The organism is Aequorivita sp. IT1282, from assembly GCF_058068205.1.
In genome coordinates this window covers 499259-516125 of the sequence record NZ_JBYRHR010000001.1, presented here as the reverse complement: position 1 = coordinate 516125, position 16867 = coordinate 499259, and the positions used below count along the sequence as shown (strand labels likewise).

At 35.6% G+C, this 16867-nt stretch carries 18 protein-coding genes; 10 read left to right on the top strand and 8 right to left on the bottom strand.

The genetic code is table 11. From position 1 onward, the window contains the following. The first annotated feature begins 241 nt into the window (after window positions 1-241). The 10 genes from AC3RVG_RS02415 to AC3RVG_RS02370 all read left to right on the top strand — a co-directional run bounded on the left by AC3RVG_RS02415 (window position 242) and on the right by AC3RVG_RS02370 (window position 8927). Entirely contained in the window at window positions 242-1120 is an 879-nt protein-coding gene (locus tag AC3RVG_RS02415) for a hypothetical protein (RefSeq protein WP_489689837.1), read from the top strand. Window positions 1121-1348: 228 nt separating this feature from the next. Beyond that, window positions 1349-1648, top strand: coding sequence for a type II toxin-antitoxin system RelE/ParE family toxin (locus AC3RVG_RS02410; RefSeq protein WP_489689836.1), 300 nt, complete (start codon window positions 1349-1351; stop codon window positions 1646-1648). 3 nt (window positions 1649-1651) lie between these two features. Continuing rightward, on the top strand, window positions 1652-1936 hold the full coding sequence (locus AC3RVG_RS02405; protein ID WP_489689835.1) for an addiction module antidote protein: 285 nt from the start codon (window positions 1652-1654) through the stop codon (window positions 1934-1936). Between the two features lie 229 nt (window positions 1937-2165). After that, window positions 2166-2612: a cytochrome c oxidase assembly factor Coa1 family protein gene (locus AC3RVG_RS02400; protein ID WP_489689834.1), complete on the top strand. Its 447-nt coding sequence runs from the start codon at window positions 2166-2168 to the stop codon at window positions 2610-2612. A gap of 66 nt (window positions 2613-2678) precedes the next feature. Continuing rightward, window positions 2679-3680: an alpha/beta fold hydrolase gene (locus tag AC3RVG_RS02395; RefSeq protein ID WP_489689833.1), complete on the top strand. Its 1002-nt coding sequence runs from the start codon at window positions 2679-2681 to the stop codon at window positions 3678-3680. A 46-nt stretch (window positions 3681-3726) separates the two neighbouring features. After that, complete coding sequence (locus tag AC3RVG_RS02390) at window positions 3727-4374, top strand: DNA alkylation repair protein (protein WP_489689832.1); 648 nt, start codon at window positions 3727-3729, stop codon at window positions 4372-4374. A gap of 64 nt (window positions 4375-4438) precedes the next feature. Continuing rightward, window positions 4439-4906, top strand: a complete 468-nt coding sequence (locus AC3RVG_RS02385; RefSeq protein ID WP_489689831.1) for a tRNA (cytidine(34)-2'-O)-methyltransferase — start codon at window positions 4439-4441, stop codon at window positions 4904-4906. Window positions 4907-4988: 82 nt separating this feature from the next. Continuing rightward, window positions 4989-7817: an RNA polymerase-associated protein RapA gene (gene rapA / locus AC3RVG_RS02380; RefSeq protein ID WP_489689830.1), complete on the top strand. Its 2829-nt coding sequence runs from the start codon at window positions 4989-4991 to the stop codon at window positions 7815-7817. Between the two features lie 129 nt (window positions 7818-7946). Next, complete coding sequence (locus AC3RVG_RS02375) at window positions 7947-8321, top strand: nuclear transport factor 2 family protein (RefSeq protein ID WP_489689829.1); 375 nt, start codon at window positions 7947-7949, stop codon at window positions 8319-8321. A 180-nt stretch (window positions 8322-8501) separates the two neighbouring features. Further along, on the top strand, window positions 8502-8927 hold the full coding sequence (locus AC3RVG_RS02370) for a YybH family protein (RefSeq protein WP_489689828.1): 426 nt from the start codon (window positions 8502-8504) through the stop codon (window positions 8925-8927). Window positions 8928-8948: 21 nt separating this feature from the next. Here AC3RVG_RS02370 and AC3RVG_RS02365 read toward each other — a convergent pair whose 3' ends face one another. The 8 genes from AC3RVG_RS02365 to AC3RVG_RS02330 all read right to left on the bottom strand — a co-directional run bounded on the left by AC3RVG_RS02365 (window position 8949) and on the right by AC3RVG_RS02330 (window position 16800). Beyond that, on the bottom strand, window positions 8949-9863 hold the full coding sequence (locus AC3RVG_RS02365; protein WP_489690124.1) for a Ppx/GppA phosphatase family protein: 915 nt from the start codon (window positions 9861-9863) through the stop codon (window positions 8949-8951). 1 nt (window position 9864) lies between these two features. After that, a complete protein-coding gene (gene ppk1 / locus AC3RVG_RS02360) occupies window positions 9865-11961 on the bottom strand; it encodes a polyphosphate kinase 1 (protein ID WP_489689827.1) in 2097 nt (698 codons plus the stop codon). Further along, the gene (locus AC3RVG_RS02355; protein WP_489689826.1) at window positions 11961-12446 is read right to left on the bottom strand and encodes a SixA phosphatase family protein; all 486 of its coding nucleotides are present in this window, start codon (window positions 12444-12446) and stop codon (window positions 11961-11963) included. Before AC3RVG_RS02355 ends, ppk1 begins: the two co-directional genes overlap by 1 nt. A 51-nt stretch (window positions 12447-12497) precedes the next feature. Then, on the bottom strand, window positions 12498-13142 hold the full coding sequence (gene pdxH, locus AC3RVG_RS02350; protein ID WP_489689825.1) for a pyridoxamine 5'-phosphate oxidase: 645 nt from the start codon (window positions 13140-13142) through the stop codon (window positions 12498-12500). A 152-nt stretch (window positions 13143-13294) separates the two neighbouring features. Beyond that, complete coding sequence (locus AC3RVG_RS02345; protein WP_489689824.1) at window positions 13295-14422, bottom strand: T9SS type A sorting domain-containing protein; 1128 nt, start codon at window positions 14420-14422, stop codon at window positions 13295-13297. Between the two features lie 51 nt (window positions 14423-14473). Further along, entirely contained in the window at window positions 14474-15379 is a 906-nt protein-coding gene (locus AC3RVG_RS02340; RefSeq protein WP_489689823.1) for a ribonuclease Z, read from the bottom strand. Between the two features lie 93 nt (window positions 15380-15472). Next, window positions 15473-15808, bottom strand: a complete 336-nt coding sequence (locus AC3RVG_RS02335; protein WP_489689822.1) for a ribonuclease Z — start codon at window positions 15806-15808, stop codon at window positions 15473-15475. Window positions 15809-15870: 62 nt separating this feature from the next. Further along, on the bottom strand, window positions 15871-16800 hold the full coding sequence (locus AC3RVG_RS02330) for an aspartate carbamoyltransferase catalytic subunit (RefSeq protein ID WP_489689821.1): 930 nt from the start codon (window positions 16798-16800) through the stop codon (window positions 15871-15873). Window positions 16801-16867: the final 67 nt, after the last annotated feature.

Genomic DNA, 16867 nt, shown 5'->3' with positions numbered 1-16867 from the left:
CTCCCTGATTGATTCGAAAACAATGCAAATTGTGGCTATGCGGTTTATTGTTTCGATCTCAACCCCTTTTCTTATCGTTGATAAGTACGTTATTAACTCCTTGACTACACGGTTTTAAAAGGAACTGTTTTGTATTATATTTGAAAGGAACAAGCCATTACATATGTATGACGGATATATTTTTATGGAGTGTTATATATATACATGTTGAAATAATTTAATCAAAACAGACAAATAACCAATGTTCACCTTTAATTTTAAAGTTTTTGTAAATCACTTGGATATTGAATTCCCAACACATGAAGGCATTCCTAACAATAGTCCTATTCACATATTCTATTCTGAAAAGTCAGATTTGAGTAAACATGAAATTCTTAAAAGATTCTATAAAATATTACAAAAAGCCGAAATATCTTATTTAAGACCAATAAGAAATATTACTGGAGAATGGATTTTTGACCTAAAAGAGTTTAGGCATAATTTTGATTGTTTAAAAGATGTTGATTATTTGAAAGGTGCAATTACTATTGAGCCTGAATATATTAGAAAAATACCTAATATAGATTCTCATGATGAAAATTTAAGCAATGAAACTACAATTAAGTTTTCAGTTTATGAAGAAGACTTAAAATTAATCAAAGGAAATCATGTAACAATATCTGACGAATTAACGCTGTCTTTAAAACGTTTTATTAAGGACTTTCCAGAATCTGAAAAATGTGGTTTTTTAATGATGAAGTTTGAAGATTCTAAAATGCAGTTGGAAATTATTGAAGTTCTAAAAAATCATTTAACAGAAAAAGGAATAACGCTTCTTCGAGCAGATGACAAATGGTACGCAGATGATTTATTTGAAAATATTAAAACGTATATGCAAGGTTGTTCTTTTGGAATTGCTCTTTTCGATAGAATAAATACAGAGGAATTTAATCCCAATGTGTCTTTAGAAATAGGTTATATGATGGCATTAAGTAAACCAGTTTTACTCTTAAAAGACAAAAATTTAAAATCATTGCAAACTGATTTAGTGGGAAAGTTATATCATCAATTCGATTTTCAAAACCCGGAAAATACCATTCCAATTGTTATAAATAAATGGCTAAGCGATAAAGAAATCTAATAAAATATATTTACAATACCGTATAAAAAAATTGTGTAGTATAATACTTAATCAAGGTTAGCGTGGTTTTGCTAGCTTCTGATTTCCTTTCGGAAAATCCTCTCATAAAAAACCGCTAATCTTATACAAAACCTTTGTGGTACATTAAAACTCGCTCCACCAGAAATTGAATTTCAATTTAAATAATCCAGAATTTATCCCTAACTTTGTATCCAATTGGATACAGTTATGTTTTTTATTGAGAGAACAATTGAATTTGACAAATGGCTGAAAAAGTTAAAAGACTTTAAAGCTAAGGCAAAGATTTTATTCAGAATTCAAAAATTAGAAACAGATGAACATTTTGGCGATTGCAAAACAGTTGGCGATGGAATTCGGGAATTACGAATAAATTTTGCGAAGGGCTACAGAGTCTACTTCAAGGAAAAAGACGGAAAAGTAATTCTTCTTCTAATTGGCGGAGATAAATCTACCCAACAAAAAGACATTGCAAAAGCGAAAGAAATTTGGAAAAAATTAAATAAATAGAAAATGGAAACTTCAAGATTTGAAATAGCAGATTATTTGGACAGTAAAGAAATGATTGCCGAATACCTTAACACAGTTTTGGAAGAAGGTAATAATGCAGACATAATTAATGCAATCGGACATATTGCAAAAGCTATAGGAATGACAAAAATTGCGGAAGAAACTGGATTGAGCAGACCGAGTTTATATAAAGCATTATCTGATGGAGCAAAACCTCAATTTGCTACAATTATGAAAGTATTAAAAGCAATCGGAGGACAAATACAAGTGACTCCAACATCTACCTAAAAAAATAACACATTACAATACAATACCCCCTAAAAAGCACAAACCCCCATCTTCAAAAATAATATCAATCAAACCTCGATCATTCTGAATCTTCTGCCGTGAAGCGCAATACTTCACTCCTATTTGATTTCCCGTTAACAAGTCCGTGTATAATAACTACTTTTTCAAGTGCTGAAAGAAATGGTTAAGAGCTATCTTTGAAAAGAAAATTGTAGCCAAAATTAGTACGATGAATAACGAATTGATTGAGCAAAAAAGTTGGTGGAAACGCAACTGGAAATGGTTTATACCTGTTTCTGGAATGATTCTGATTTCAATCGCACTATTCTTTTTTTCAGGAATGAACAGTATCGCAACCAATTTAGCTCAAGCTTATGCAGATACGGAACTTTACGAAAATGCAATCCAAAAGGCAAACTCTGACAAAAGAGTAACAGATTTGATTGGAACCATTCAACCAATTGATAAACTTGCCATTTTAGAAGGACAAGTTGAATATACAAATAATCATAAAACTGTAAATTCCACTATTCGTATTGTTGGAACAAAAGGAAAAGCGCAAATGGATATTTCTGCCGACCGAATAAACAAAGCGTGGAACTACAATAAAATTAATATAAGAATCAAAAATCCACCCGAAAATAAACAGACGATAGAACTATTAAAAGCAGAATAAAAACGATGGCTCACCAATAGCCTTTCTTCTTTAGCACTAAACGTTACCACTATTAAAACTTAAACAATGAAAAAGTACTTATTTACAATTCTAACACTTTTATTTGCCTTTCAACTTACAATCGCTCAAACTGATAATTTACAATGGCTAGACATTGAATTGGCAAACTATAATTATCCTTTTCCAGTTGCTACTTTAGCGTTGAAAATACAGGAGCAAGATTTAAATATGGCTTATATGGATATTATGCCCGATAATTACAATGGTAAAAACATTGTTTTGTTTCACGGTAAAAATTTTAATGGCGCGTATTGGAAAACAACAATCGACGCATTAAACAAAGAGGGATTTCGAGTAATCGTACCCGATCAAATTGGTTTCGGAAAATCTTCAAAACCAGATCATTTTCAATACACTTTTCAACAACTTGCACAAAATACCAAAACGCTTCTTGATAGTTTAAATATTAAGGAAACCGCTATTTTAGGACATTCTATGGGAGGAATGCTCGCAACACGTTTCGCATTAATGTATCCTAAAACAACCGAAAAATTGATTTTAGAAAACCCAATTGGATTAGAAGATTGGAAATTAAAAGTACCGTACAAACCTGTAGAATGGTGGTATAATAACGAACTTAAAAACTCCTTCGAGGGTATTAAAAAATATCAATTAGTAAATTATTACGATAATAAATGGAAACCAGAATACGACCAATGGGTGAACCTTTTAGCGGGCTGGACATTAAATTCAGATTATGAAAAAATTGCTTGGAATTCGGCTTTAACGTACGATATGATTTTTACGCAACCTGTTGTTTACGAATTTAAAAACATTACCGCTCCTACCCTTTTAATTATCGGCACTAGAGATAGAACAGCCCTTGGAAAGCCTCTTGTTACTGAAGATGTTAGAAAAACAATGGGATTATACGATGAATTGGGTAAACGAACTCAAAAGGAAATCCCTAATGCAAAATTAGTGGAAATTGAAAACGTAGGGCATTTACCTCATATTGAAAAGTTTGATAGCTTTATTCAACCATTAATTGCTTTTATGAAAGAATAACTATTGCTTTCACCGCTGCTTTCAAACTGAAAAAAATACAATTTAAATGACCGCTAAAGAATTTATAGCGACTTTAGAAATAATTAGTCAAGATTATTCGAAAGAAATTCCCAAAAGGGAGTTGTTTTCTTTAGCTAAAGAATTTCAAAATACTCCGGTAATTGAGGTTGTGAAATTGCTAAAAGATAAAAATGAAAATCACCGTATTGGAGCAATTGCTATTTTAGATTGGAAGGCTCGAAATAAGAAAACTTCTAAAGAAGAAAGGAAAGCTATTTACCTAGCGTATATTGAAAATCATAAGTGGATTGACAATTGGGGTTTAGTGGATAGGGCTGCACCTTATGTAGTTGGAGGATATTTATTTGACAAGGATAGAAAACCTTTGTACGATTTAGCAAAATCTAGCAATCCAATGGAACGAAGAACGGCTATTGTGAGTACGTACTATTTTATTCGAAAAAATGAAATAGAAGGCACGTTTAAAATTGCCGAAATTCTTGTTAGCGACAAAGACGAATATGTGCAAAAAGCCGTTGGAAGTTGGATCAGAGAAGCTGGAAAACGAAATGAAGAAATGCTGAAGAATTTCCTCAATAAACACGCCACCAAAATGTCCAGAATTACGCTTCGCTATGCAATTGAGAAATTCGATAAAGAAACGAGAGACTATTATTTACATTTAAAGAGGTAAACGTCTGCGGGACTTAACACAATCAATACTATTCCAATCCATCACAAAACATAAACATTAAAAAATGGCATTTAACATTGTACTAATTGAACCGGAAATACCTATGAATACAGGGAACATCGGTAGATTAAGTTTAGCGTCTGGTTCGAATTTACACCTCGTAAAACCATTTAGTTTCGAATTAAATGACAAGCGTGTAAAAAGAGCTGGATTAGATTATTGGCAGCATGTTTCGCTTTTCATATATGAGGATCTCGAAGACTTTTATGCAAAAAATAAAGGAAAACAGTTTGCATACCTTTCCAGTCACGGCAGTCAAGATTACACTGCCATAAATTACGAGGACGATATGTTTTTAGTTTTTGGAAAAGAATCGGTTGGATTGCCTAAAAATATTGTGGAAGAAAATATAAATTCAGTATTTACTATCCCAATTTTCAGCCCTCACATTCGAAGTTTAAACCTCGCTAATGCAGTAAGTATAGTGGTTTATGAAGGTATTCGGAATCTAAAAACGCAAAACAGCAAATAAAATTTTAAAGAGTTTTCTTTCTGAATTGAAAGTCTTTTGCTGTTGAGAATTGCGACTAAAATCTAAACAAGAAACATTAAATATGGGAGATTTTTTTCCTAATCAAAGATATACCAGTTTAGGCGAACCTGAACTTGGAGTTGGCATTGTAACAGAAGTTAGCAAAGGAAAGGTGCAAATACATTTCCCAATTTCAGGCGAAACGCGACTGTATGCAACAGAAAGCGCTCCGTTGCGCCGAACTATTTTTAAACCCGGAGATTCCATAGTAGATAAGCAAGGGCAATCGATGCTAATTGAGCAAGTGAAACTCGTGGACGGGCTTTATGTGTATTTTGGAAACGGTAGAAAATTAGAAGAAGCGGAACTTGACGGAGGTACGATTACAAATAGTGTTGCTGATAGGCTTTTTGCGGGCGAGGTTGATTCGCCTGAAATATTTACGCTACGCAGAGAAACGCTCTACAACAATTATAAAAGACGAATTTCTCCAGTACACGGCTTTGTTGGCGGTAAAATAGATTTAATTCCGCATCAACTTTATATTGCGCACGAAGTGAGTTCGCGATTTGCGCCTCGCGTTCTGTTATCAGATCAGGTTGGACTTGGAAAAACGATTGAGGCGTGTTTGATTTTGCACCGATTATTGGTTACTGGACGTATTTCAAGAGTGCTTATTCTTGTGCCAGAATCGCTCGTACACCAATGGTTTGTAGAGGTGTTGCGAAAATTTAACCTGTGGTTCAATATTTTTGATGAAGAACGTTGTGTTGCGCTGGAAAATAGCGCGCCCGATGGAAATCCTTTTCTCGATAATCAGCTTATAATTTGCAGTATTGAATTTTTAGCATCTTCAAAAAAACGAAGTCAACAAGCCATTTCGGCAAATTGGGATATGCTTGTAGTTGACGAAGCCCATCATCTTGAATGGTCTTTAAACGATGTAAGCCCAGAATATAGCATAGTAGAATTATTAAGCCAAGCAACAAAAGGATTGCTACTTCTTACTGCCACGCCAGAACAATTGGGGGTTGAAAGTCATTTTGCACGACTACGTTTACTCGATCCTGTTAGGTATAATAACTACAACGATTTTATAAGCGAATCTGAAGGCAATAAGGAAATTGCCAGTCTTGTTGAAAAACTATCTTCAAATAATGATTTAAAGTCGAAAGATTTAAAGCTTTTGGAAACTACTTTTTCAAAAGAAAGAATCAAAGCTTTAGACGTTAAAAACGAAACTTCAAAGCTCAACCTAATTGAAGATTTGCTCGATCAACACGGGCCAGGTAGGGTTTTATTTCGAAATACGCGTTTAGCAATGAGCGGCTTCCCTAAACGAATTGCGCATTTAAATCCTATTCAAGCTGAAGAAAATCACAGCCTTTGGATTGAACGTGCAACAAAAGAATTTTTATTCGATAATAAAAGTGGTTCAGAAGCAAATGGAGAACCACAATTTTGGTTTAATAAAGATCCTCGAGTAGCGTGGGTTTTGAAGAAAATGGAGGAAATATATCCTGCAAAAATACTTCTCATCTGCAGTTCTAAAGAAAAGGTTTTAGCATTAGAAGCTGCCATAAGTAAACGCATTAAGCAAAATGTTGGCGTTTTTCACGAAGATCTCACCCTTGTGCAACGGGATAAAAATGCAGCTTGGTTTGCAGAACTCGATAGTGCTCAAATCCTACTTTGTTCAGAAATAGGTAGTGAAGGTCGAAACTTTCAATTTGCACATCACCTTATTCTTTTTGATGTACCATTTCACCCAGAATTATTAGAGCAGCGAATAGGTCGCCTAGATCGAATAGGACAGAAAAAAGATATCCATATTCACATCCCCTTTCTTGTTGATAGCCCACAAAGTCTTGTTGTTAAATGGTTTCATGAAGGTTTGAATGCCTTTAATACGAATCTTGAAGGCGGGAATATTATTTCGAAATTATTTAGCGAACGATTACTAAGCATTTCCAAAAAACCATCATTTGAAGCGGCAAGTTCTGAATTGGAAATATTGATTGCTGAAACAGCTAATTTCCAAAAAGAACTAAAGAAAAACCTTTCTGAAGGACGTGATAAACTTTTAGAAATGAATTCATTTCGCCCAAAAGTTGCGAAAAAGCTAATTGAGCAAATTAAAGCTGAAGATAAAGATTTAGCCCTTGAAATCTATTTAACAAAAGTCTTTGAGCAATTTGATGTAGATATGGAGGATATTGCTGCTCGCACCTATTTGCTGCATCCTGCATCATTTAACTCAGAAGTATTTCCGTCAATTCCGCGCGAAGGAATACAAGTTACATTCGACAGAAAACGCGCACTTAGCAGAGAAGATGTTAGTTTTTTAAGTTGGGATCACCCTATGGCAACCGGCGCGATCGATATGGTTTTAAGCTCAACATTAGGAAGCGCGAGTTTCGGACTTATTCAAGGAACTGGGAAACCTGCGCTATTACTTGAATTAATTTTTGTTCTAGAAACAGCAGGCCAAGAAAGTATTGATATAGACCGATTCCTACCTCATACCCCGATAAGAATTATAGTAGATCATACTGGAAAAGAAGTAACAAACAGCTTTCCTGTTGAAATGCTCAACAAGAATTTAATCGCTGGGAGCATAGACGCGTTATTGGATAATGATACGTTTGTAGAAACACTTCTGCCTAAAATGATTTCATCTGCCACGGAAATAGCAAAGAAACTGGGAGAAGTGGAAATAAGTAAAGGTTTGGACAGAATGAACCTTAAACTTAATCACGAAATAGATAGGCTTACTTCCTTGAAAAAGAAGAACAAACACATTAGAATAGATGAAATTGAAGCAGCCATTGAAGCACGCTCAACATTGGCTACAATTATGAAAAAAGCGAGGGTACGTCTCGATGCTTTGCAGCTTATTCGGAAAGATTAATTTTGTTAGGTTTTTAAATACTAATGGACGAGTTGAAGCAAATGGGCCATTGTAATTAGGAAAGCAAAAAATCTACTCGGAAAAATATCGAAATTGCATTAAATAATTGATGTCAAAAAAGCACAAACGATGAATGAAGCAATGAAGAAAAATGCCATTGAATTTTATAAAATGGCTTATGAAGGGAATCCGAGAAAGGCTACCGAATTATATGTTGGTTCGGAATATATACAGCATAATCCCGCTGTTGAAAATGGTCTCGAAGGTTTTATAGCATATTTTGAGCGAATGCAGATTGAATATCCTAATAAATCAATTAAGTTCGTCAGAGCAATAACTGAAGGCGATTTGGTGGCTTTGCATACACATCAAATTTGGCCTGGGGATGATGAATACGTAACCATGGATTTTTTTAGATTTGATAAAGAAGGTAAAATTGTGGAACATTGGGATTCAATTCAACAAATCCCAAAAACTTCAGCAAACAAAAATAAAATGTATTAGTCCATAGACGGATCTGTTGCTAGACCAAATGGAGAATACCGCTAGCAAAAACAATAGATTGAAATACACTATTAAAAGTCAGTAAATTAAGTGCACCGCTCTTTGTATTTTTTTCAGTTGAAAAAAATTTTTGAAACTCTTGCTAAAACATCTCACAACTAACTACAAAATTTTAATAATATGAATACAGAAAAACTTATAGAAGCTAATAATCGATTATATGTTGGTCTAAATGATATGTTTAAAGGCGACCTAAAGATTCTAAACAATCTATGGTCACATACTGATTCTATTACATACATGGGACCTTTTGGGGGTTGCCTAACAGGTTGGAATTCGATAAGCAAAGATTTTGAAGAAGTAGCCGCAATGAAATTAGGAGGCAAGATTATCTGCAAGAACCCAAAAGCATTTGTGGGCACTGATTTGGGATATATTAGTTGCGTAGAAGAAGGAGAAAACACAAGCCCCGAGGGTAAGGCAGTTAGCGTAAGCCACAGAGCTACAAATATATTTAAATTAGAAAATGGCGAATGGAAATTGGTTCATCATCATACCGATATTTCTTCACAACTTGAAAATGCCTTTGATAAAAAGATAAGCTAAGGGTCGAGAATATTTTAAAAATCACGAATTAACCTTCATAGCTGCGGCAATCTTTTCGTTGTAAAGGCTCCGCACAATACCGTCACTCAGCCCTATTTTAGGCACAAAAATATTCTTTGCTTTGCTCCACTTCATCGCAGATAAGTAAATCCGCGTTGCAGGAATCACCACATCTGCCCGATCTGGATTCATATCTAGTTCGGTAATGCGCTCTTCAAAAGTGAGCGATTTAATTAGTTCGTAATAAGATGATAGATAAAAATAGCTAAGTGGTTTCCCTATTTTTTTACCGCTCTTTTTGAAGATAGTATTAATGTTTCCGCCGCTACCTATTAATGAAATTCTTTTAAAACCTTTGGTTTTTTCTTTAATCCAAGTTTCCATTTCGTCCCAAATTTGCTGATCAACAAGACCTTCTAACAGTCTCACCGTTCCCAATTTAAAACTTTTGGAGGTGATGTTTTCACCATTTGCAAAAACGGTTAACTCGGTGCTCCCACCACCTACATCTACGTATAAAAAAGCCTTATCGTTGTCAATCAAACTTTTTAGGTCTGTTGAAGCAATAATATCTGCTTCGTCTTTACCGTCAATAATATTTATAGAAATGCCACTTCTATCTTTAATTGTTTCAGCAATTTGATACCCGTTAGAAGCTTCACGCATCGCCGAAGTAGCGCACGCACGGTAGCGCTTTATATTATGAGTTTTCATCAAAAGCTTGAATGCTTGCATAGCATCAATCATTCTGTCTGCACTTGCATCAGAAATTTTTCCATTAAGAAAAACTTCCGCGCCCAAACGTATTGGAACTCGTACTAATGATGTTTTTTTAAAAAGCGTATCCTTTCCTTCCTGCTCTACCACAGAAACAATTAACAACCTAATGGCGTTACTGCCTATATCTACAGCACCGTATTTTTCTATGTTTAACAAATCAGTATACTTCAAGTTTATTTAAATAGTAATCATACATTTTGAACTGGGAACGCACGGGCGGCTTGTTGTTTTTTAGATAAGCATTGTCATTCTTAATGCTTATTACACGTGCTTTTACATTATCGCTCCAGCCTATTTCAAAATTTTCTAGTATTTCTTTCTTAATATCTGCATCGTAAATTGGACAGGAAATTTCCACTCTATTGTCTAGATTTCTTCCCATAAAATCTGCGGAAGAAATATACACTTTAGTATCGCCACCATTTTCGAAAATGAACAATCGCGGATGCTCTAAATATTTTCCTACAATACTAATTGCTTCAATATTCTCGCTCATGCCTTTTACACCAGGAATCAAACAACAAATGCCACGAACTATCATTTTAATTTTCACGCCTGCCCTACTCGCTTCGTAGAGTTTATCGATCATCTTAAAGTCTGATAGACTGTTAAGTTTCAGTTTTATTCCACTAGGTAAACCAGCCTTTTTATTTTTTATTTCGACATCAATTAAATTATAAATTGCCTTTCGGGTATAATGTGGCGAAACAATTAAATGGCGATAGTTGCGAACCAAATAATTCACTTCAAAAAATTCAAACACCTTTTTTATCTCTTTACAGATTTTCTGATCTGCTGTAAAAAGGGTGTAATCTGTATAAAGTTTGGCGGTAGATTCATTAAAATTCCCCGTGCTTAAAATTCCGTAACGAACAATTTTGTTGTTTTCAATTCTTTCAACTAGACAAGCTTTACAGTGAACTTTCAATCCTTTTACGCCAAAAATTAAACGTATGTCTTCACTCTGCAGCAATTCGGCATATTTAATGTTTGCTTCCTCGTCAAAACGGGCTTGTAGCTCAATTTGTACGGTTACTTCTTTTCCGTTCTTCTTCGCATTAATTAGCGAACTAGCAATGTGCGATACTTCCGCCAGGCGATAAATAGTAATTTTAATGGATTTCACTTTTGGGTCCAGCGCCGCTTCACGTAAAAACTTAATTACATACATAAAGGTTTGGTAAGGCGCATGTAACAAGTAGTCTTTCTCCACTATTTTATCAAACAAGCTTCCTTGTAAACTCAAGCCTGGAATAGGTAAAGGTTCTTGTTTTGCGTATTGAAGATCGGGTCTACCCAAACGCGGAAAATCCATATAATCGCGCCTGTTGTGGTAACGTCCGCCGGGAATAATACTATCGGTTTTATCAATCCCCATTTTGTCTAAAAGAAACTGAAGCGTTTTTTTATTTATACTTTTATCGTAAACAAAACGTACGGGATCGCCCGTGCTTCGGTTCTTAACGCTTTTTGAAATTTTATCAATAAAACTTCGACTTAAATCGCTGTCTATATCTAATTCGGCATCGCGGGTAATTTTTATCATATGAGCCGAAATAGTTTCATATTTAAAAATGCTGAAAATATTGTGAAGACAATAGCGAATAAGGTCGTCTAAGATAATAACATATTGTTTTTCCCCTTGCGGCGGAAGCACAACAAAACGATCTATTGTTCGTGGAATTTCAATAAGTGCATAGTTCTGTTTTGCTTCAAAAGTATCGTCATCCTTGCTCATAACCATCGTAACCGCAAGGTAAGCGGCACTATCTCTTAAACTTGGAAATTCTTCTAATTCCCCAATCATAATAGTCATCATGGCTGGACTTACATACCTAACAAAGTATTCTGAAATGAATTTTTCCTGATCTGGAGAAACCTCCGTTTCGTTTATAATAAATATGTTTTCCTTGCGAAGTTCTTTTTGAATATCGCTCAAAATATTCAAGCTATGTGCTTGTTGTTCTATTACTGTTTGGGTAATTTGTTCTAAAAGATCTTTTGCCGAAATACCGCCCAAAAAGTTGCGCCCCATTTTTCCAGCTTCAACAATACGTTTAATGGTTGCGTAGCGCACTTTGAAGAATTCATCTAGATTATTCGAAAAAATTCCCAAAAATCGAAGTCTTTCAATTAAAGGGAGTTTTTTGTCATTCGCTTCCTGTAAAACACGTGCGTTAAACTGCAACCAGCTTAGCTCCCTGTTGTTGTATACATTGCGGACTTGGGTATTTATATCAACTTTTTCGGTCATTATTTAAGATCCCTTGGGAAAATTGTTTTAACGGTTTTACCCGTAGTTATTTCGCTCCATTTCTTTTCGTCAAACTCCAGCATCACGAAGCCGCAAGTGGGAACATTATCAATGTAATTATTTCCCAGCATATTTGCAACCGAAGTAAAAGCGTGGTTATGACCTACGAGCATTACTTTATCTAGGCTGTCTGGTAACGACTTAATCATTCGCATTACATTCTGACCGCTAAAGTCGTAAAGTTCGTGATTTGTTTCAAAATTTGCATCTTCAACTTTCAGTGCTTCTTTAAAAAATTGAGCTGTAGAAAGCGCACGTGTGGCATCGCTACTAATCATTTTTTGAGGAGCTTCAATTGCAGCTGCAACCTTTTTTGAAACCATTTGTCCATCGCGTTCTCCCCTGCTTTTTAGAGGGCGTTTGTGATCGTCGACGTCGTGTTTCCATGATGATTTTGCGTGGCGGACTAAGTATAATGTTTTCATGCTTTTAATTGTTCGGGATTCGTAAAGTTTTAATTCTTTAATCGTAAATAATCAAGGTGCTAATCTCTCAATTAGCCAATCGTTATTTTTTAAAGTATAACGAATCCTGTCGTGCAGCCTATTGGGCCTGCCTTGCCAGAATTCAATTGATATAGGTTTTACCAAATATCCGCCCCAATCGGCTGGTTTTGGCACTTCTTTGTTATTATATTCATTTTCGAGCTTAGCAAGATTTTTTTCTAAAACTTCGCGCGATGCTACCACTGTACTCTGATGCGAAACCGCAGCGCCCAACTGACTTCCCTTTGGGCGGGAATGAAAGTAATTGGTAGAATCTGCTTCCGAAGTTTTTTCAACCATTCCTTTTATAATTATTTGCCGTTCCATATTTGGCCAAAAAAACGAAAGCGAAACTTTGTTATTATTAGCTATAGATTTGCCCTTTTCGCTATTGTAATTGGTGTAAAAATAGAAACCGTATTCGTCGTATTTTTTCAATAGCACTACTCTACCCTTCGGAAAACCGTCGGCACCGATGGTAGCAATGGTCATAGCATTTACTTCATCTACGCCGCCGCTATCCTTCACTTCAAAAAACCAAGTTCTAAATTGTTGCATCGGGTTTTCATCAACCGATGTTTCAGAAAGAGCTCCTTTTTCGTAAGATTTTCGGTATTCGTGAAGTTTTTCGGCCATTGCAAAAGTTTTAACGCAAGTTAAGAGTTTTAGCGAAGCTATAAAACAGTGGGATATTAAATATGTATTAAAATTATGGTTGAAATTGAAAAAGAAATTGAAAACAAGATTGAAGCGGAGCTAAAGACGAATTATCTTTTTTTTTGAAAAAACTATTCCACTACTATTTTTTGGGTTGTAGTACCATTAGCTGAAAAGACCCTTAAAATATAAAGCCCACTTAAAAGTCCATCAACCGGAATTCTGGATAGCCCGACATTCAGAGTGCCCGAACGCACTATTTTACCCTGCACGGAAATCAATGAGTACTCACCTTCTACTTTCGACGAAATATTAGAATAGGTTTTTGCCGGATTGGGAAAAATCCTGAATGGCACCACAACAAATTCTTGATTTCCCAAAGCATCACACTCCGCCTCGTTGTTCACAAAAGTGGTAAACGGATCTTTGTACCAATCATCCAGATAGGTGGCACTGGCGTCGTCCACAAAGATACATTGTAGGTTATCTGTGCCAAAAACATTGAAGGAGCCTATATTTTCATTATTACCGTTGCGTAGGTCTAGATGATTTAATGGGGGCATAAATGGAGCCAATAAGAGTGTTAGGGCAGGATTTTGAGTTAGATCCAAACTCTCTATATCGTTTCTACCACAAACCAAATAAAAAAGCTCTGGATTATTAGAGGTGTCTAAAGAGGCAATATTGTTTGAAGAACAAGAAAGTACTTCTAAAAAAAGATTCTGAGAAAGATCCAATGCTGAAATTTGATTTTGGCTACAATCAATTTCAATCAAAGATGGCACATTGGATAAATCGAGTGATGTCAAATAATTTTCAAAACACTCCACTACCACTAACATTTGACTATTTAACAGTAAACTAGTTAATTGACTGCCTTGACAGCTAAGCCACTCCAATTGTGTATTGTTCGACAAATCCAAACTGGTCAATGGATTAAATGTGCAGCCCAGCGTTTTAAGCATTGTATTTTGTGAAAGATCTACCTGTTCCACCAAATTATAACTAAAATCCAACCATTCGAGTGCTATAAAGTCCTCTATTCCAGTTAAATCTGTAACCCCAATTTGAGAATCAAGATCTAAGGTAATCACGTTTTCAATATTTGCGGTAAGCACCTGCCCATTTCCCGGTACGCCATCACCCATGCCGTTGGCTTCTAAAAAATTTTCAAAAAAAGGATCTGGAATAGATGTATATTGTGAATAACTAATCATCATTGTCGGCAGCAGTAAAAAAAGGAGAACTGTTTTTTTCATATTTCTATAAATAACAAGATGGTGGTTGCAATAAAAATACAAATAAATAATTCAGAACACAAAGACTCTCCCGTCCTCGGCCAATTCCACATTATCAAATACCTCCTGCGCCTCTTTTCGGAAAAGCTCCAAATTGCCGTAACGTCCGGAGTAGTGACCGAGTATTAAAGTTCCAACCTTTGCCTTTCTGGCAATCACTCCAGCCTCTTTTGCAGTACTGTGTTTGGTTTTATCGCAAAGATGGTGGTGCTCTTCCAAAAAAGTAGATTCGTGGTATAAAACTGTCGCATTTTCAATTTGAGGCACTATTTCAGGGTAATAGGCCGTATCGCTGCAATAGGCGTAACTTTTTGGCGGTGGCGGATCAAAAGTTATTTCTTTATTGGGTATCAGTTTGCCCGCCCTATTCTCAACATCAAAACCTTGTTTTATCTTGTTGTAATAGCTTAAATCTATATTGAGTTTTCGGGCCTTTTCAACATCTAATTTTCGGTCGTCCGGTTTTTCTTTAAAAAGAAATCCGTTGGTATAAACCCTGTGATCTAGCGGTATTGTTTCTACAGTAACCTTATCATCTTCAAAAATAATTTGGGGAGTAGTTTCTTCCAACTCGTGAAAATAGAGCGGATAATTGGTGTACGATTTCCCTAATTTTAGGAGAAGTAAAATAGCTTCCTTTATACCATTTGGGCCATAAATGTGCAATTCCGCTTCCCGACCCAAAAGCAGAAAAGTGGAAATTAAACCTGGCAATCCAAAAAAGTGATCGCCGTGTAAGTGTGAAATAAAAATATGCTTAATTCGGGAAAATTTAACTCTGCATTTTCGTAGTTGCATTTGCGTACCCTCACCACAATCAATCAAAAACAAATGTCCCTTTATTTCCAAAACCTGCGACGTTGGGTGGGCTGAGGCTGTTGGTGTTGCGGAATGACATCCTAGGATTGTTAGTTTCATAAATAAGTTTTCAGTAGCAGTGGCAGTTGGCAAAAGTATATAGGTGTAGCATAATAGTAACCTGTAACTGTAAACTGAAGCTACAAACTTTTTTTAAAACCCTAAGTCTCTTTCAATCTCTTCCATTTCAACGATGTCTCCCGCTTCTCGGAGAGTTGGAACAACGATCATTTCAAAAGGTATTTCGTCAATTTCTATTGCGTCATTAACGATTATAAAAGATTGCTTTGTTTTGCGGTGGAGGTTAGAAGTTTTGATAAACTGCAATAAATGCGGCAGCTCTATTGAATCGTATTTCAAAAGATTCAAAACCACGTTTTGACCTTTGTAATTTGAAGGAACTTGACTCTCGATAAACGAGGCAAAGTCTATTATATCGTCCTTTTCATCCTCAAGGACCACGAAATTTGGGTGATTCTCAATTTTCATAAAATTAGTTGTCTTTTGTTTATTAAACAGAATAAACTTCGACGTGTTTTTATAGTTAATATTTAGTTTTTACCAATTTTTGAAGCCAATAAATAAATTACCGCCATCCTAACGGCAACACCGTTTTGAACTTGTCCTAAAATTATAGATTGTTTGCTATCCGCCACATCGCTAGTAATTTCCACGCCGCGATTAATTGGGCCTGGGTGCATCACTACGATTTCTTTATTTAACGAATCAAGAATTGCTTTATTTAATCCGAATTGCTGGGTGTATTCTCGAGTTGTTGGGAAATAACTAATGTCCATCCGTTCGTTTTGCACACGAAGCATATTTGCCACATCGCACCATTCCAACGCTTTGCGAAGGTTGGTTTCAACTTCCACATTAAGTTTCTCTATATATTTCGGAATTAGCGTTTTAGGGCCACAAACCTTAACCGTTGCTCCAAGTTTTTGAAGTGCGAAAATATTAGACAATGCAACTCGTGAATGAAGGATATCACCAACTATTACAACTTTTTTTCCTGCCACATCGCCCAACTTTTCTCGAATTGAATAGGCATCGAGCAGTGCCTGTGTTGGGTGTTCGTGTGCGCCATCGCCAGCGTTAATTATACTTGCTTTTACGTGTTTTGAAAGAAATACTCCCGCTCCCGGATTGGGATGGCGCATTACTACCATATCCACTTTCATTGAAAGAATATTGTTTACGGTATCAATTAGCGTTTCGCCTTTTGTAACCGAAGAACTGGAGGATGCAAAATTAATTACATCTGCCGAGAGACGCTTTTCAGCTAGTTCAAAAGAAAGTTTTGTTCGGGTACTGTTTTCGAAAAAAAGATTGGCAATGGTAATATCGCGAAGGGAAGGGACTTTTTTAATGGGTCTATTAATAACCTCCTTAAAATGATCTGCCGTTTCGAAGATGAGTTGAATATCTGCTTCGGTGATGTATTTAATTCCCAATAAGTGGTTTACACTTAGTTCCATTTTCGGTTATCTGTTATCGGTTATAAATTTTCTGTTATCCGTTTATTGCTATTGGTTTTCACAATTA